This window comes from Streptomyces chisholmiae, assembly GCF_031845445.1.
Classification (GTDB): Bacteria; Actinomycetota; Actinomycetes; order Streptomycetales; family Streptomycetaceae; genus Streptomyces; species Streptomyces chisholmiae.
Window position 1 is genome coordinate 82,880 of sequence record NZ_JAVREO010000023.1, and the last position, 16,939, is coordinate 99,818.

The window sequence follows — 16,939 nt, forward strand, 5'->3', positions numbered from 1 at the left end:
GTCTCGTCTGGACTGGACCCGGCCTGACCTGACCTGACCTGACCGGAGTGGTGGCCGGGCCGGACCTGACCGAACTTGACCGGGCCGGCCTTGACTGGGCTGGTCTCTGACTGGGCCGAACTTGACCGGGGTGGTCGCGCGGCCGGCCCGGGCGGCCGGGCCGGACCGGCTCGGCGTCCTGGCCGCCGGCCCCCGCTGTGCGTCTTCGCGCGGGCCTCGTGGGCGGCACCGGACCGGGGAAGGGCGGGGGCTGGGCCGGGGGCGCGCGCCCCCGAGCGCTCACGCCCCGCCCGCGCCCCGGCGCTCAGGCCGCGTAGGGCGTCTCCGCGCGGGCCTGGCGCAACGCGCTGGCCCACCAGTGCAGCTGGTCGAGCATCCCGGCCGCGGCCGCCGCGCTGCCCTCCGGGTCGCTGGGCCGGCCCGCCTCGTCGAACCAGCTCCACGGGTGGTGGAAGCTGACCGACCGGCGGATGGTCACCGCGTGCAGCTCGGCGAAGACCGTGCGCAGCTGCTCCACCGCGCGCAGCCCGCCGCTGACCCCGCCGTAGGAGACGAAGCCGACCGGCTTCGCCTGCCACTCGGCGAAGTGCCAGTCGACGAGGTTCTTCAACGCGGCCGGGAAGCTGTGGTTGTACTCGGGGGTGATCACCACGAACGCGTCGGCCTCGGCCAGCCGGCGGGCCGCCGCGGCCAGCGCCGCCCCCACCTCGGGCGAGGACCCGCCGTCCGGCGCCGCCATGTCCAGCGGCAGCGGCACCTCGGCCAGGTCCAGCCGGTCCACCAGCACGTCGCCCCGGCCGGCCGCCCGTTCGGCCACCCGCTCGGTGAACCAGTCCGCCACGGTGGGCAGGAACCTGCCGTCCCGGACGCTGCCGAGGATCACCGTGATCCGGACCGGCCGGCCGGCCTCCGCCGAGCCGGCCCCGGCAGGTTCGACGCCGGTGGTGGAGTCGCCGGCGGGGGTGGAGTCGCCGACGGGATCACTCGTGGGGATGCCGCTGCCGGGGACGTCGATGGCGGTGGACATGGCTGACCTCCAGGTTCGCTGCGGTGGCGACCGCTCACCGGCCGCGCTCCGGTGTCCGGGGGCTCACCCCGGCACGCCCCACAGCCTGGAATCTCAACCCAACTTGAAGTCAAGCCCGGCGGGCCGACACCGCCCCGACAAGGACTGTTAGCCAATCGAGTTACCGCTCAGTAGGATGTTGGCTGGGCTATCGTCTAGCCCTTCCCGCCCGCCCGTCCGCAGGTACGAGGAGCCGTTATGCAACTCGCCGCGATCGTCATCTCGCTGACGCTCACCGCGGTCGCCGTCGCGCTATTCAGCCGGGCCGTCGTCGACATCGTCCGCCGCCTGCGCCTGGGCCAGCCGGTCCCCGCCGGGTCGCGCACGGACGATCCGAAGGCCCGCTCGTGGACGCTGGCCAGGGAGTTCCTCGGGCACACCCGGATGAACCGCTGGGCGGTCGTCGGCGTCGCGCACTGGTTCGTCGCGATCGGCTTCCTCACCCTCGGGCTGACCATCGTCCAGGCGTTCGGCCAGCTCTTCCAGGCCGACTGGACGCTGCCGGTCATCGGCGGCTTCCTGCCCTACGAGATGTACATCGAGTTCATCGGCACCATGACGGTGCTCGGCATCGGCACCCTGATCGTGATCCGGCTGCTCAGCCTGCCCAGCCGGCCGGGGCGCAAGTCCCGCTTCACCGGCTCCACCTCCTGGCAGGCGTACTTCGTCGAGTACGTGATCCTGGTCATCGGCCTGGCCATCATGACGCTGCGCGGCCTGGAGGGCGCGCTGCACCACGTCGACGGCTACGACCCGGCCTACTTCCTCTCCTACCCGCTGGTCGCCGCGTTCGACGGGCTCTCCACCGGCACCCTGCAGAACCTCGTCTACCTGGTCGCCCTGATCAAGCTGGGCACCACCATGACCTGGGCGATCACCGTCGCGCTCAACACCGACATGGGCGTCGCCTGGCACCGCTTCCTGGCCTTCCCCAACATCTGGCTCAAGCGGAACGCGGACGGCGCCCCGGCGCTCGGCGCCCTGCTGCCGATGACCTCGGGCGGCAAGCCGATCGACTTCGAGACCGTCTTCGACGACGCGGACGACGAGACGGCCGAGGAGCCGCAGTTCGGCGTCTCGCAGGTCGAGCACTTCTCCTGGAAGGGCCTGTTGGACTTCTCGACCTGCACCGAGTGCGGTCGCTGCCAGTCCCAGTGCCCGGCGTGGAACACGGGCAAGCCGCTCTCCCCCAAGCTGCTGATCATGTCGCTCCGCGACCACGCGCACGCCAAGGCGCCCTACCTGCTGGCCGCGTCCGCCGGCGCCGACGCCGCCGCGGTGGACGCCCCGGCGGACCCGGCCGGCGCGGTCCCGGAGCACGAGCGCCCGCTGGTCGGCACCGCCGAGCAGCACGGCGTGATCGACCCGGACGTCCTCTGGTCCTGCACCACCTGCGGCGCCTGCGTCGAGCAGTGCCCGGTGGACATCGAGCACGTCGACCACATCGTGGACATGCGCCGCTACCAGGTGATGATCGAGTCGGCGTTCCCCAGCGAGGCCGGCACCATGCTGAAGAACCTGGAGCGCAAGGGCAACCCCTGGGGCCTGGCCAAGAAGAAGCGGCTGGAGTGGACCAAGGAGGTCGACTTCGAGGTCCCGGTGGTCGGCAAGGACGTGGAGAGCCTGGCCGACGTCGAGTACCTCTACTGGGTCGGCTGCGCCGGCGCCCTGGAGGACCGCGCCAAGAAGACCACCAAGGCCTTCGCCGAGCTGCTGCACATCGCCGGCGTCCGGTTCGCCATCATGGGCGGCGACGAGGCCTGCACCGGCGACTCGGCCCGCCGGCTGGGCAACGAGTTCCTGTTCCAGCAGCTCGGCGAGCAGAACGTCGCCTCGCTGAAGGAGGCCGGCGCCCGCAGGATCGTCGCCACCTGCCCGCACTGCTTCAACACCATCGCCAACGAGTACCCGCAGCTGGGCGGCCAGTTCGAGGTCATCCACCACACCCAGCTGCTGCAACACCTCGTCGACGAGGGGCGGTTGGTCCCGGTCACCCCGGTCGAGGGGCTGATCACCTACCACGACCCGTGCTACCTGGGCCGGCACAACAAGGTCTACACCCCGCCCCGGGAGATCATCGGGCGGGTGCCGGGCCTGCGCAACGAGGAGATGCACCGGCACAAGGAGCGCGGCTTCTGCTGCGGCGCCGGCGGTGCCCGGATGTGGATGGAGGAGCGCATCGGCAAGCGGGTCAACGACGACCGGGTGGACGAGGCGCTGGCCCTCGACCCGGACATCGTCTCCACCGCCTGCCCGTTCTGCCTGGTGATGCTGAGCGACTCGGTCAACGGCAAGAAGAACGACGGCCAGGCCAAGGAGGAGCTGCGGGTGGTGGACGTGGCCCAGCTGCTGCTGGACTCGGTCCGCACCCCGGACGCCGGCCCGGCCGACGAGGTCAGCGACGAGCCGGCGCCGACGCCCGAACCGACCGGCAGCTGAGGCCCCGGTCACCCGCCGACGCCCACCACAGGCAGGCAGCCGCCGGGGTGACCGGCGGGAAACAGACGGTATGGGGGGTCGCTCCGGGAGAACCCGGAGTCCGACACCCCGAGGAGAAGGTACGTTCTACGGCGTGGCTGGAAACCGAAGGAAGCGCGACGACCAGTACCCGCAGGGCGGTTCCCCCTACCCGCACGGGCCGGGGCCCCAGCCCGGATACGGCGATCCCACCTATCCGGGCAACTCACCGCACCCGCCCGGCGGTTACCGCCACGGGGACTACGGCGACGGCGCCCACCCGGACGCCGGCTACGGCCACGACCCGCACGGCGGCTACCCGGGCGACGGGTACGGCGACGACGGCGCCCCGCCGCCCGACGACCGCCCCTACGGCGGCCCGCAGCCGCCGCCCGGGCCGCCCCGGGATCCGCTGTCCTGGCGCCCGCTGCTGACCGGGATCGTCCTGCGGCCCAGCGACACCTTCTGGACGATGCGCGACTACCAGATGTGGTGGCCGGCGCTGATCGTCAGCTTCCTCTACGGGCTGGTGGCTGTCTTCGGGCTGGACGACTCCCGGGACACCATCCTCGAAACCACCATTTCGAGCCTGATCCCGTACCTGCTCTTCACCGGCGTCGCGATGGTGCTCGGCGCGCTGGTGCTCAGCACCGTCACCCACAACCTGGCGCGGCAGCTCGGCGGCAACGGGCTGTGGGCGCCGACCGCCGGCCTGGCCATGCTGATCATGACGCTCACCGACGTGCCGCGCCTGGCGCTGGCGCTCTTCCTGGGCGGCGGGCACCCGGTGGTGCAGGTGCTCGGCTGGGCGACCTGGCTCTACGCGGGGCTGCTGTTCAGCATGATGGTCAGCCGGTCCCACGAGATCGCCTGGCCGCGGGCCCTGGCCGCCTCGGCGATCCAGCTGCTCGGCCTGCTGATGCTGATCAAGCTCGGCACCCTCTGATCCCGACGCGGCGGCCGGTGACCGTTTCGGTAACCTCTACGGGTGCTTCTGTCAGACAAGGACATCCGCGCCGAAATCGACGCCGGCCGGGTGCGGATCGACCCGTTCGAGCCCGCGATGATCCAGCCTTCCAGCATCGATGTCCGACTCGACCGCTACTTCCGGGTGTTCGAGAACCACCGCTACCCGCACATCGACCCGTCGGTCGAACAGCCGGACCTGACCCGGATGATCGAGCCCAAGGGCGACGAGCCGTTCATCCTGCACCCGGGGGAGTTCGTGCTCGCCTCCACCTACGAGGTGATCACCCTCCCGGAGAACCTCGCCTCCCGCCTGGAGGGCAAGAGCTCCCTGGGCCGGCTCGGCCTGCTCACCCACTCCACCGCGGGCTTCATCGACCCCGGCTTCTCGGGGCACGTCACCCTGGAGCTGTCCAACGTGGCGACCCTGCCGATCAAGCTCTGGCCGGGGATGAAGATCGGCCAACTCTGCGTCTTCCAACTGACCTCCCCGGCCGAGCACCCGTACGGCTCGTCCCGCACCGGCTCCCGCTACCAGGGCCAGCGCGGACCTACCCCGTCCCGGTCATACCTCAACTTCCACCGCACCAGCATCTGACCGCCCCACCGGCACGGCGCTGCGCAGCCGCGCACAGCGCGGACACCGCAACAACCGCCCGGGCCCGATCCGTTCACTCCCCAACTGCGGCATGGGAAAGCGGTCGGCACGGAAGACGTGCCCCTCAACACAACGAACGACGGTGATGGCGCCGGCACCGGACAACGTGGCCTTCTCCTCTGCGTCTTGACAACGCACGCCACCCTAAGCGACCACACCGACACTCCCCGCCCGGCACTCCGACGTACCCCAGCCCCCGGGGATGCGGTACCCTGTACCACAGGAAACGCCCCCCGGGGCGGTCCAGGCGGGCGTAGTTTAATGGTAGAACATGAGCTTCCCAAGCTCAGAGCGCGAGTTCGATTCTCGTCGCCCGCTCCATCTCAAACCCCCAGGTCAGCGACCTGGGGGTTTCTGCTGAGCGGGGCCGGCATGGGGTCACGTGCCGGATCCGTGCCAGATGGAGCCGTTGGGCGCCCGGACAGCCGCGCCTACAGCGTGTGCGTGACCGCCGGACGCCGCCGGTATCCGTTTCGCATGCTGGAGTGGGAGCCCTCCGGCTGGTGAGCGTTGTGCGGCCCGTGCTCCGTCGGCGTACGAGTCGTGACGTTGTCGCGCGACCCGGCGGGCTCGGCGGAAGGCCGAGCCCGCCACGTCGGCTCCATGCCGGAGCCGGAGTCGTGTCACGCCGTCAGCGCTGCAGGGTCAGCAGGCCCGGTCGGTAGGGGAGAAGACCGTAGTCGCCGCCGGAGTTGGGGCTGCGCCCCTGGTAGAGGAGCTGCAGATTGCAGGGGTCAACGGTCATGGTCTGATCGGGGCTCGTGCGCAGCAGTTCGCCGTGGCTGATGTCGTTGGTCCAGGTGGCGCCGCTGTTGGCCCTGCCGGCGAAGGGGTTGTTCTCGGTCACGGCCTGGGGTGTCCACGATCCGTTCAGACTGGTGGCTGTGAACGAGCGGAAGTAGCGGCCCTGCGCGCCGATCGCCTCGACGATCATGAGGTAGCGGTTCTCGCCCTGCAGCTTGTAGACCTGCGGGGCTTCGAACAGGTTGTTCGTCGTGTCGCTCATGACCACGGTCGAGGTCGAGCCGAAGCTCCTCGGGAAGTCCCCGATCGGCATACTGGCCCGGTAGATCCTGCCGTTGTCACCGGCGAAGAACAGGTACATGTTCGTGTCGTCAGCGATGAGCGTCTGGTCGATGGGACCGGTCGGGGAGTCGGAGATGCTTCCGGAGAAGAGCTCCTGCTCGGCTGACCAGCCGTTCGGGTTGGTGGGGTCGCTTGAGGTCCGGTAGGAGAAGGAGGTCCTGCCCCACTGGTAGGCGAGCACCCAGATGTCCTTCGGCGCGAAGTAGAAGAGCGTGGGCGCCACGGTGGAAGCTGACATCGGGTTCTGGCTGGCCGAGGCCATCTGCGACCAGTTGCCGAACAGGCTGAAGTTCATCGAACCCCAGCGCGTCCCGGTGTCGTGCGTCGTCGCGTAGACGAGGTGCTGGCCGTTGTGGGGGACGACGGTGAAGTCCTTGAGCGAGACCCACCCCGGCCTGGGCTCCGCCAGCGCGCCCGTTGATGTCCAGCGGTATGTCGATGGCAGAGCGCACGGGCCGGGGTTGTCCTCGCCGACCTTGACGAGCTGCCACTGCTGGTTGGCGCCGCCCCAGTCGTCGTACTGGACGATGTTCGCGCTGTCGGCGGTGGAGGCGCCCTGTACTTCGAGGGCCTTGTCGCTGTGGCGCGAAATGAGCCTCACGTAGCCGTCAGAGCTGTCGGCCAGCCGCCACTGCTGGTTGGTGCCGTTCAGGTCGGCCCACTGGACGATCGAGCCGCCGTTCTCGGTGGACCAGTTGTGGACGTCCAGGACCTTGCCGGAGTGGCGGGACTTGATGCGGTAGTAGCCGTTGCCGGAGTCGACGAACTGCCACTGCTGCTGGGCCTGATCGTTCCTGGTCCACTGGGTGATGCGGGCGCCGTCGCCGGTCGCCTGGTTGTAGACGTCCAGGGCCTTGCCGCTGTTGCGGTTGACCAGCACATACGAGGCGTTGGGGTCGATGGTCGCCGCGCTGGCGGGCTGGGCACCGAGGAAGGTGGCCACGAGCAGCAAGGGCGCGAGGATGACGAGCAGGCGTCTGAGACGGAGCGGGGAAGGACGGCGAAGCCACATGAGAGGCATCCCTTTCTGGGGTCGGGGGTGTGGTGACCCCGATGAACCGGAACGGCCGCCCCGGGGGTCAGGGACGGGGTAGGTGCGAAAGCGGCCGCGTGTGCCGCGGAGTTGGTGCGCTGGGCGCTCAGCCGGAGCGCTTCGCCGTGGACGGAGACGAGAGACACCTCCGGCCTTCGGCCGTCCCGGTTGTCGACCGGTTGTGACGGCTACCGCCAAGGGGCCGTCACGCCAGCGGATCCACTGGGCGTCCGGTGGGCGTTGGCCAGGGAGACCTCCGGGGCGGGAAGCATCAAGCATCGAAAACTTACGAAACTTCACGGACTCCTTGGCGCCACAAGCTAGGAAGGCGGGGCCTCTCGGTCAAGGCCTGTCACCCATCTGTCCATAAACAGCGCCTGTTCTTCGGGCTTGAGGGAGCACGTCCGACCCTGACCGGTACTCGACCTCGCGCGACCGGCCGGCACCTGGACCTGTCACCTCAGGGGCCGCTGGAGCTCGCCGACCTGCTGTTTCGACCCTTTCCTCGGGGCCAGCGCCAACAGCGCCCACCGACGGCGGCGCTGGGGCGGCCAGCGGTCCCCGTCGCACTCGCCAGGCTTCCGGAAATTTTCGGTCGAGGCGCGGAAGTTTTTTCGCGAGCAGGATTGACGATCCCCCGTCATTCCCGCAATCTCGCTGACTGAGAGGACAGTTGCCGTTCGCACGTCGAACGGTCTGCCCCGAGCACTCTGTGGTGCACGACAGAGCCGCGCACCCCAGCACCCGCGCCACCCTGTTTCCGATCCGGTGAGGTTCACGCCAGCGCATCCTGGCTCTTCGCCCAGTTGAGAGAGGTACGCGACGCCGCGTGGTGGTCCGCCGGGTGAGCCGCCATGCACTTCAGCCCTTCCGTGACGTCTACCCTGGAGGCACAGTCATGGGCTCCTATGCCATATCTCCACCCACCGCCCGCCGGAAGTTCCGCGGTCTGCTGACAGCGCTGGTCGTCGGCGTCCTCGGCGTGGTCGGTGTACTGGCCACCCCGCCGAGCGCACACGCCGCCGAGAGCACGCTCGGCGCCGCGGCGGCCCAGAGCGATCGTTACTTCGGTGTCGCCATCGCCTCGGGCAGATTGGGCGACTCGGTGTACACGAATATCGCGAACCGCGAGTTCAACTCGGTGACGGCCGAGAACGAGATGAAGATCGATGCCACCCAACCCCAGCGGGGACAGTTCAACTTCACCGCCGGTGACCGCGTCTACAACTGGGCGGTGCAGAACGGCAAGCAGGTGCGCGGCCACACCCTGGCCTGGCACTCCCAGCAGCCCGGCTGGATGCAGAGCCTCAGCGGCGGCGAGCTGCGCCAGGCGATGATCGACCACATCAACGGCGTGATGACCCACTACCGCGGCAGGATCGTCGAGTGGGACGTCGTGAACGAGGCCTTCGCCGACGGCGGTTCGGGAGCCCGGCGCGACTCCAACCTGCAGCGCACCGGCAACGACTGGATCGAGGTCGCCTTCCGCACCGCGCGCGCCGCCGACCCGGCCGCCAAGCTCTGCTACAACGACTACAACGTCGAGAACTGGAACGCGGCCAAGACCCAGGCCATGTACGCCATGGTCCGGGACTTCAAGCAGCGCGGCGTGCCGATCGACTGTGTCGGCTTCCAGGCGCACTTCAACGAGGGCAACCCCTACAACAGCAACTTCCGCACCACCCTGGAGAGTTTCGCCGCGCTCGGCGTCGACGTGTCCGTCACCGAGCTCGACATCCAGGGCGCCTCGCCCACGACCTACGCCAACGTGACCAACGACTGCCTGGCGGTCGCGCGCTGCGTCGGCATCACCGTCTGGGGGGTGCGCGACAGCGACTCCTGGCGATCGCACCACACGCCGCTGCTGTTCAACAACGACGGCAGCAAGAAGCCCGCCTACGACGCCGTCCTCAACGCGCTCAACGGCGGCTCGTCCACGCCCACTCCGGGTGGGCAGATCAGGGGCGTCGGTTCGGCGCGGTGTCTGGACGTGGCCGACTCCAGCACCACCGACGGCACCCAGGTCCGTCTGTGGGACTGCCACGGCGGCACCAACCAGCAGTGGACGCGCACCGCCGACGGCGAGTTCAGGATCTACGGCAACAAGTGCCTGGACGCCGGCGGCACCGGCAACGGCACCAGGGTCCAGATCTACAGCTGCTGGGGCGGCGACAACCAGAAGTGGCGCGTGAACTCCGACGGCTCCATCGTCGGCGTCCAGTCCGGCCTCTGCCTCGACGCCGCAGGCTCCGGCAACGGCGCCCCGCTCCAGCTCTACTCCTGCTGGGACGGCAGCAACCAGCGCTGGACCGTCACCTGACGGGGCCGGTCGCTGACCGAGGAGTGCGTCGATGAAGATGTGTGGTGCGGCTCGCTCCGGCCGCCCACACGGATCTCGATCGTAGTCGAGCTGGGTGCCGGGTACCTGGTCGAGTGGGCCGCGCTCGACGGAGGCCACCTCCCCGGTCCGGTCGACGGCTCCCCCGGCGAGAGCGGCGTCGCCACCTGGACCAAGGGAGAGATCTGGAGGTTCTTCGCCCACTTCGAGTGACACACCGGCGTAAGGTTCGGCGGGCCGCGGGGGCCCTTGTGGCCCGGTGAGCCGTTGCCCGATGCGTGCCCGTCGGGGCGGTCGGGCACGCTCAACGGCGGTTCTCCGTGGCCTGCCGGACCGTCGCCGTCGGCGGCAGTCCGGCAGGCCAGCGACCACGGGCCCGCCAAGAGCTCAGCGCTTCCCAGGCTGGGAGCGCGCGTTCGCTTCTCGTCGCCCGCTCCAACGGTCGAGGCCGGCAGAGCCGCAAGGCCCGCGGCGGGCCCGCTCCCCGTGGGCGGCGACCGTCCCGCCGCGGGGCCGTTCATCGTGCGGAACGGTGACAGAACAGGGGCCCGGACGGGAACACAAGGCTGGCTAGAATCGGCCCGTCGCCGCGGCTGGCGGCGACGGGACCCGTGCGCGGGACGGGCTGAGGACCAGTGGGGGAAACGTGAGCGGGGACAGCGATCTCTACATAGACGGTGAAGTGCTCTCCCGGGTGCGGAGCAACCTGACCCACATCACCGACATCCTGGATGATCCGTCCGAGGCCATCGATTCCGTCGGCACCGCCTCGGCGGGGGTGCGGGCGCTCTCCGACCGGTTGGGCGAGTTCGGGGACGAGTGGAGCTACGGCATCGGCCAGATCGGCGAGTTCGCCCGGGGTGCGGCGGACACGCTGACCCAGATCGAGCAGGAGTTCGACAACCTGGACCTGAGCCTGGCACAGGCGCTCAACGAGGCGAACTCCGGCTCCTGACCGGTCCACGGGCACGGCCCCGCAGGCACGGCCCCCCGGGCCCGGCCCGGGGGCATCGTGCGGCCAGGACAAGACCAACGGCAGCAACGGGGGAAACGTAGATGTCCTTTCCGAGGGAACCACATATATCCGACTTCCCGGCGCTCGGCTTCGTGCCGTGCGCCGGCGACCAGAGCGCGATGGACACCGTCTCGTCGGAGTTCGGCGACACCGCCGAGGTGCTCGGCGAGGTGGTCGCGGTGCTCTCCGGGGCCGACGAGGGCGAGTGGCGGGGGCGCACCGCGCGGGAGTTCCGGCGGATGCTGCGCGACGACTTCCGGCCAAAGGTGGAGGAGGCCTACCAGTCGTTCAACGGCGCGCACCGGGCGATGGTCGACTGGCTGGTCGAGATGGGCGACTTCCAGCGGCGGGCCGACCACCTGGAGCGGGACGCGGCGGCCGCGCTGGCCGCGCTGGACAGCGCCCAGGCCGGCCTGGACGGCATGCCGCCCCGCCCCGGGATCTTCGACCCCGAGCCGGAGACCGACGAGGAACGCGAGGAGGCCGAGCGCACCGAGGAGGAGCGGGGCCGGCGGGAGCACGCCGTCCAGGCCGCCGAGGCGGCGCTCCAGCAGTTCAGGGAGCGGGCGGCTCGGCTCCAGCAGGACTACGACCAGTCCGGCCAGAACATCGCCGGTCGGCTGCGGAACGCCATGGAGCTGGCGCCGAACGAGCCCGGTTTCTGGTCCTCGCTCGGGGACGCGATCGGCGATCTGGCGGAGGGTTTCGTCGATCTGATCGACGACATCGGCGCCGCGTTGATCGACATTCTGGCCGAATGGGCGCCGATCCTGTCCAAGATCGGCTCCATCGCCGGTCTGCTCAGCTCCATCACCGGCCTGCTGGCGATGATCCCCATCCCCGGCTTCCAGGTGCTCGGCGTGGTCTCGCTGGCTCTGGCGGCGGTCTCGGTGGTGGCCAACTACGGTGCGGCGGTGGGCGAGACCGGCAGTTTCACGTCGGCCCTCGCCGACCCGAACTTCCTGCTGTCGACGGCGGCCCTGGCGTTCGGCGCCGGTTCGTTCGCCGGCATGAAGGCCCTGACGAGCCTGCAGGTGGGGGGCGTGAGCGCGGTCGACGACGTGTTCGGCTTCGCGATGCGCAACGGGAGCGCCGCGAGTTCGCTGCCGGGCGTGATGGGGCTCACCGTCGCCACCAATGTCAACGCCGGCGGGGCCCGGTTCATGGACAGCTTCGGCAACATGGGCACGATCACCGACCTCGGGGGCACGTTCAGCGGCTGGTCGCGGAACAACTCGCCGGTCCGGACAGGGAGTTGAGCCACGGTGGCGGGACGCGTCGGTGACGAGCACGAACTGAGGACTGGGTGATGGAGACGACCGGCGCCGGGGGACCGGCCCAACTGGCCATGTCGGAGCGTCCCGTGGACCCGAGGGTGCCCAGCCAGCCCGGTGGCACGGGCGGCGCCAGCGGCGCGGGCGGAGGGAACGGCGCGGGAGGGCCGGGCGGGCCGGGCGGTGAGGGCGGGCCGGGCGGGCCCGAGGAGCACATCTTCGGCGGGGGGCCGCCGGCGCGGCTCTACCTGCCGAACGACTGGCTCAACTTCCTGGTGGACGGCGACGACCAGGTCGCCGCCCGCCGGCGCTACGAGCAGCTGATGACGCAGATCTTCCCCAACATGCCGCTGGACGGCCACCGGGAGATCGTCGACGGCCTGATGCTCTGGCGCGAACAGCTGTGGACCGGTGGGTTCCTGGCCCACGGGGTGATCACCGTGCCGGCCCGGGACGGGGACCGGGCCGCGTTCTGGCAGATCCTGGTCGCGGTGATGAAACTGCCCGCCACCACGGCCGAGTTGGACACCTCGGCGCTGATGGAGCGGATGGTCGGCGGCTCGGGGATGGACTACCTCACCCATGTGGAGAAGTACCAGACCGACATGGGGCTTGGCCTGGGTCTGATCGGTCGCCCGCCGTTGACGGTGCCGGGCGGCGAGGTGGTGCGGGACAGCGACGGCGACCCGCGCCGGTGCGGCATGGCCGCCGCGCTCTCCTATGCGCCGGGGGCCGAGTTCGGCATCATGGCAGCCGGCGTCAGCCTGGTCCCGGAGCAGGACAGGCAACTCGCCACCATGGTGGCGTTGATCGCCGGCAAGTCCACGCTGGTCACCGGCGACGAGGGGGGCGGTCAGGAGAACGCCGCCGCCCCGGTGCCGGCCGCCGGCTGATCCGCGCGCCCTCCCGCGTTACCGACCAGAGAGGCGGACCCGTGGTCCAAGGCCCACTCCCCCACACACCACGCCATGAGTTCCCGCCGGACCTGCGGCGGCAGCTCACGCTTGGCCACATCCAGGAATGCGGCATCGAGCGGGTCGCCCAGTATCCGGTGTCCTACCGCAGGTGGGGGGGTGCCGGCGTGTCGATCGGGGTCACCCTCGGGGTGTTCCTGGCCCTGGGGATCGCGGCGGCGGTCGGCGTGGCGAACAGCGACGACGTCGATGTCCCGTTCGTGGTCCCGCTGTTGGCGGCGGTGATCGCCTGGGCGGTGCTCTACGGGCTGCCGGTCCTGCTGCCGCACGCCCTGCGGGCCCGCCGCCGTCGGCGCCGGCTGGCCGCCGCCGCGCCCGCCGCCCAGGGGCACTCCCAGACGCTGCCGGGGTTCGCCGGCGAGACGGCGGGCCAGGTCGGCTACGGCGACCGCCGGCTGCGGCTGCTCACCGCCCAGGGCACCGCGTGGGAGGTGCCGTTCTCCGCGATCTACGTGGTGGAGGAGCTGCCGCCCAAGGGCCTCTTCGGCCTGCCGGGGATCGACGTGCTGACCAACGACGGAACCTGGACGGAGATCCGCGCCACCAGCAACCAGGAGCTGCTCGGCACCCTGGAACAGGCCGGCACGCCGGTGCTGCGGGCCGTCAACCGCTACTGAACCCGGCGGTGTTCGCGCCCGGCCGACCGCGGCCCCGGGACGGGCCCGAGCTCCCGGCCTCCTGGGGGTCAGGGGAGGCGGCGGCGGAGGATCCAGAACGTGGTGGCGACCGTGGCCGCGGTCAGGGCCAGGACGAGGCCGGTCTCGACCAGTTGGATCGGCCAGTAGTGCGAGGTCGGGTGGAACGTCGCGTAGAAGTCGACCGCCCCGTGGTCCGCGAGGCAGCCGGCGAGGTCGCCGGGCACGGCCTGGTCTCCGCAGTCGAGGCCGCTGGCGCGTTCCCCGGACTCCAGGACCATCCCGAACTCCAGCTGGTCGACGTGGTTGAGCGAGGGGCCCCACGGGCCGCGCACCTCGCTCACCGGCCAGAGCGAGGACCGGACCCGGTCGCCCAGGTGGTAGGCCAGCGCGATACCGGCCAGGCCCAGGCCGACGGCGGGCAGGGTGCGCCGGGTGAGCAGCGCGGCCAGCGCGCCGAGGGCCAGGCCGAGCAGCACGTACGCCGGGCCCACCGGTCCAGCGGCGTGGAAGTACTCACTGTTCCACCGGTTGACGCCGTCGTCCGGGCCGGACAGCCACGCCCATCGGTACAGCCAGGTCAACGCCGTCATGCCGGCGAGCAACGCGACTGCGGGGACGGCGAGTTGCGCGGCAAGCCAGCGGGTCGGGGAGACGGACTGGGTCCACCCCAGGGTGGCGGTGCCGCGTTCCAGTTCCCGGCCGATCAGCGTGGCGCCCGCGCAGGCGGCAATGGCGCACGGCAGCCAGGCGAGGAGTTGCGGGGACCGCGACCCCGGGGCGCCGTCCAGCACGCTGGCGCCGGCGGCGACCAGCACCGCCCAGCTCCACAGCGACACCCGGTGCAGCCGCAGCACCGCCCGGGTCAGGCCGTGGCGCGGGGCGTACGAGAGCGTGGTCATGCGGCGGCCTCCTGGCTCGGGGTGGGCGTGGCGTGCTCCGTGCGCAGGGCGGGAGCGTCGGGGTTGCGCAGGTGGGCCAGCACCAGCTCCTCCAGGGATGGCCGCTCGACCAGCCACCCGGCGCCGTCGACCGGCCCCCGCGAGCGCACCAGCGCCGTGTGGCCGCGACCGGTCGGACCGGACTCCACGACGGTGTGCGGCGCGAAGTCGGAGGCGGTACCGGTGAGTCGGGCGTGCGCGGCCCTGAGGTCGTCGGTCGCGCCGGCGAGCCTGATCCGGCCGCCGTCGAGCAGCAGCAGGTGGTCGCAGGTGCCCTCCAGTTCGGCCAGCACGTGGGAGGACATGACGACGGTGGTGCCGTGCTCGGCGACTGCGGCCAGCAGGGCGCCCATCAGCTGGTGGCGGGCGACCGGGTCCAGGTCGGCCATCGGCTCGTCCAACAGCAGCAGTTCGGCGCGTTTACCGAGGGCCAGCGCGAGGGCGACCCGGGTGCGCTGGCCGCCGGAGAGGGCGCGGACCCGGCTCCTCGGGTCGAGGCCGGCGGCGTACGCGGCGCGTTCCGCGGCGTCCTGGTCCCAGCGGCCCCGGTTGAGTTCGGCGCCCAGCCGAAGCGTGTCGGCCACGGTGAGCCGCGGGTACAGCGGCCGGGTCTGCGCCACGTACCCGATCCGCGGCCGGGACTCGGCCGGGCCGGCGCCGAGCACCCGCAGCGTCCCCGCGGTCGGCCGGCGCAGCCCCGCCGCCAGGGTCAACAGGGTGGACTTACCAGCGCCGTTCGGGCCGACCAGGGCGCAGACCCGGCCGGCGGGCAGCCGGAAGGAACAGTCCCGCAGTGCCGGTGTGCGGCGACGGCCGTGGCGGATCGTGAGTTCGCGTGCCTCAAGTGCGGCTGGTTCCGCGCTCATCGCTCTCCCTCGGGAAACTCCTGCTCCAGTGCGGAGCTGAACAGTGCGGCGACGTCCTCGCGGGCGAGCCCGCCCGCGCGGGCCCGTCGCATCCAGTCGGCCAGTTCGTCGGCGAACGGCGACTGGGGCGCCGCCGCCCGCAGTGACTTCCGCACGAACGTGCCGAGCCCGCGCCGTGCTTCGACCAGGCCCTCGCGCTCCAGCTCGCGGTAGGCCTTGAGCACGGTGTTCGGGTTGATGGCGGTGGCCTCGACCACCTCTCGGGCGGTGGGCAGTTGGTCGCCTGGTTCGAGCAGGCCCAGCCGCAGGGCCTGCTTCGTCTGCTGGACGATCTGCAGATAGGTGGCTACCCCGGTGCGCCGGTCGATCCGGTAGGCGATCACCGCAACCCCCCTTTCACTAATCAAGTAGTGAAAGCATGGTGCGTCGCCGGGGCCAGGTCAAGCGTGGCCGCTGACATATCCCGGCCCAGGCGCGGGTAGAGCCTGATCCCCACCGGCCCGCACGAGCGCGTCCCGACGGAGCGGTCCATGCTGCGAATCCACTTCACCCCCCAGGACCTGGCGCGGGTCAGGGTGGCCCCCGGGCCGGACTACCTGTGGGAGATCACCAACAGCGTGCAGACGCTGCAACGGACCGACGGGGAGCGGGTGTTCGGTGCCTGGCGGCGCTGGGCGCGCCCCCGGCTCCCGCCGAGCGGCCGGCTGCTCTCGCCCCTGCTCCCGCCGTACGGCTACTCCCCGGACTTCCTCACCCCCACGTCCGGCGACCGCGGCACCCTCCAGGCGGCCGTCGACACCCTGCTCGGCACCCCGCGCCCACGGCTGCGCGCCGAGTTGTCCCGGCTGGCCGGCGCGACCCGGCTGCCCGACTGGACGCGGGCGCTCGCCGAGGGCGACGCGGAGGCACTCGCCCGGCTCGGCGACGCGCTCCACGCCTACCAGGCCCAGGCGCTCCTCCCGCACTGGCGGCAGGTCCGCGCCGACATCGAGGCGGACCGGGCCCGGCGGTTGCGGAGCCTGCTGGACGGCGGCACGGAGGGGCTGTTGACCAGCCTCGGGCCGGACACCCGCTGGCGCCCGCCGGTGCTTGAGGTGACGTACCCGGTCGACCAGCAGCTGCGGCTGGCCGGCCGCGGCCTCGTGCTCCAGCCGTCGTTCTTCTGCTGGCCGACGCCGACCACGCTGGCCGACGGGGACCTGCCACCCGTCCTGGTCCATCCGATCCAGCACACGGCCGGCTGGGCCACGCGGGCGGTCGGGCCGACGCCCGCGGACCAGGACCCGCTCGGGCAGCTCATCGGACGGACCCGCGCGGAGCTGCTGCGGGCCGCGCGTACCGGTTGCTCCACGGTGGAGGCCGCCCGGCTGCTCCAGGTGACGCACCCGGCGGTCAGCCAGCACATGAACGTGCTGCGCGCCGCCGGCCTGATCACCACGGTCCGCACCGCCGGCCGGGCGTTCCACCTCGCGACGGCCGAGGGGCGCGCGCTGCTGACCGCGGGGGACCGCGGCGCGGGGGCGGGGCTGGGGCCGGGGCCAAGGCCGGGGACGGGGACGGGGCCGGGGCCGGGGACGGGGCCGGGGCCGGGGACGGGGCCGGGGCCGGGGACGGGGCCAAGGCCGGGGGC

Annotated in this window: 15 protein-coding genes, 1 tRNA gene and 1 pseudogene; 11 read left to right on the plus strand and 6 right to left on the minus strand. The window is 71.5% G+C overall.

What is annotated here, in order from left to right; genetic code table 11:
* Positions 1-304: 304 nt before the first annotated feature.
* Positions 305-1,027 (minus strand): NADPH-dependent FMN reductase, encoded by a 723-nt coding sequence (locus RM844_RS28095; RefSeq protein ID WP_311670215.1) that lies wholly within the window; start codon positions 1,025-1,027, stop codon positions 305-307.
* Between the two features lie 237 nt (positions 1,028-1,264).
* On the opposite strand from RM844_RS28095, the gene RM844_RS28100 reads away from it, so the two are divergent.
* The 3 genes from RM844_RS28100 to dcd all read left to right on the plus strand — a co-directional run bounded on the left by RM844_RS28100 (position 1,265) and on the right by dcd (position 5,087).
* Positions 1,265-3,505, plus strand: a complete 2,241-nt coding sequence (locus RM844_RS28100; protein WP_311670216.1) for a (Fe-S)-binding protein — start codon at positions 1,265-1,267, stop codon at positions 3,503-3,505.
* Between the two features lie 70 nt (positions 3,506-3,575).
* Positions 3,576-4,469 (plus strand): Yip1 family protein, encoded by an 894-nt coding sequence (locus tag RM844_RS28105; RefSeq protein ID WP_394814613.1) that lies wholly within the window; start codon positions 3,576-3,578, stop codon positions 4,467-4,469.
* 42 nt (positions 4,470-4,511) lie between these two features.
* The gene (gene dcd, locus RM844_RS28110; RefSeq protein WP_311670218.1) at positions 4,512-5,087 is read left to right on the plus strand and encodes a dCTP deaminase; all 576 of its coding nucleotides are present in this window, start codon (positions 4,512-4,514) and stop codon (positions 5,085-5,087) included.
* Here dcd and RM844_RS33645 read toward each other — a convergent pair.
* On the minus strand, positions 5,055-5,252 hold the full coding sequence (locus RM844_RS33645; protein WP_394814616.1) for a hypothetical protein: 198 nt from the start codon (positions 5,250-5,252) through the stop codon (positions 5,055-5,057). The genes dcd and RM844_RS33645 overlap by 33 nt on opposite strands.
* Positions 5,253-5,394: 142 nt before the next feature.
* Here RM844_RS33645 and RM844_RS28115 point away from each other — a divergent pair.
* Positions 5,395-5,468: transfer RNA gene (locus tag RM844_RS28115), tRNA-Gly, on the plus strand.
* Between the two features lie 310 nt (positions 5,469-5,778).
* On the opposite strand, the gene RM844_RS28120 is transcribed toward RM844_RS28115, so the two are convergent.
* A complete protein-coding gene (locus RM844_RS28120) occupies positions 5,779-7,245 on the minus strand; it encodes a non-reducing end alpha-L-arabinofuranosidase family hydrolase (protein WP_311670219.1) in 1,467 nt (488 codons plus the stop codon).
* Positions 7,246-8,164: 919 nt separating this feature from the next.
* Between RM844_RS28120 and RM844_RS28125 the strand changes: the two genes are divergently transcribed.
* The 6 genes and pseudogenes from RM844_RS28125 to RM844_RS28145 all read left to right on the plus strand — a co-directional run bounded on the left by RM844_RS28125 (position 8,165) and on the right by RM844_RS28145 (position 13,484).
* Complete coding sequence (locus tag RM844_RS28125; RefSeq protein ID WP_311670220.1) at positions 8,165-9,586, plus strand: endo-1,4-beta-xylanase; 1,422 nt, start codon at positions 8,165-8,167, stop codon at positions 9,584-9,586.
* A 96-nt stretch (positions 9,587-9,682) separates the two neighbouring features.
* Positions 9,683-9,817 (plus strand): annotated as a pseudogene (locus tag RM844_RS33650) (RICIN domain-containing protein); the annotation flags it as partial.
* A gap of 433 nt (positions 9,818-10,250) precedes the next feature.
* On the plus strand, positions 10,251-10,559 hold the full coding sequence (locus RM844_RS28130; RefSeq protein WP_311670221.1) for a hypothetical protein: 309 nt from the start codon (positions 10,251-10,253) through the stop codon (positions 10,557-10,559).
* A 101-nt stretch (positions 10,560-10,660) separates the two neighbouring features.
* A complete protein-coding gene (locus RM844_RS28135; protein ID WP_311670222.1) occupies positions 10,661-11,878 on the plus strand; it encodes a hypothetical protein in 1,218 nt (405 codons plus the stop codon).
* Positions 11,879-11,928: 50 nt separating this feature from the next.
* A complete protein-coding gene (locus tag RM844_RS28140; RefSeq protein ID WP_311670223.1) occupies positions 11,929-12,786 on the plus strand; it encodes a hypothetical protein in 858 nt (285 codons plus the stop codon).
* Between the two features lie 188 nt (positions 12,787-12,974).
* On the plus strand, positions 12,975-13,484 hold the full coding sequence (locus RM844_RS28145) for a hypothetical protein (protein WP_311670224.1): 510 nt from the start codon (positions 12,975-12,977) through the stop codon (positions 13,482-13,484).
* A gap of 68 nt (positions 13,485-13,552) precedes the next feature.
* On the opposite strand, the gene RM844_RS28150 is transcribed toward RM844_RS28145, so the two are convergent.
* From RM844_RS28150 to RM844_RS28160, 3 genes are read right to left on the minus strand one after another with little or no spacing between them, the layout of a single operon-like run.
* A complete protein-coding gene (locus RM844_RS28150; RefSeq protein ID WP_311670225.1) occupies positions 13,553-14,404 on the minus strand; it encodes a hypothetical protein in 852 nt (283 codons plus the stop codon).
* On the minus strand, positions 14,401-15,309 hold the full coding sequence (locus RM844_RS28155; RefSeq protein ID WP_311670226.1) for an ABC transporter ATP-binding protein: 909 nt from the start codon (positions 15,307-15,309) through the stop codon (positions 14,401-14,403). The genes RM844_RS28150 and RM844_RS28155 overlap by 4 nt, the downstream gene beginning before the upstream one ends.
* A complete protein-coding gene (locus RM844_RS28160) occupies positions 15,306-15,692 on the minus strand; it encodes a GntR family transcriptional regulator (RefSeq protein ID WP_311670227.1) in 387 nt (128 codons plus the stop codon). The genes RM844_RS28155 and RM844_RS28160 overlap by 4 nt, the downstream gene beginning before the upstream one ends.
* A gap of 147 nt (positions 15,693-15,839) precedes the next feature.
* On the opposite strand from RM844_RS28160, the gene RM844_RS28165 reads away from it, so the two are divergent.
* Positions 15,840-16,939 (plus strand): ArsR/SmtB family transcription factor (locus RM844_RS28165; RefSeq protein ID WP_394814614.1); only part of this gene is annotated, 1,100 nt, incomplete at its 3' end.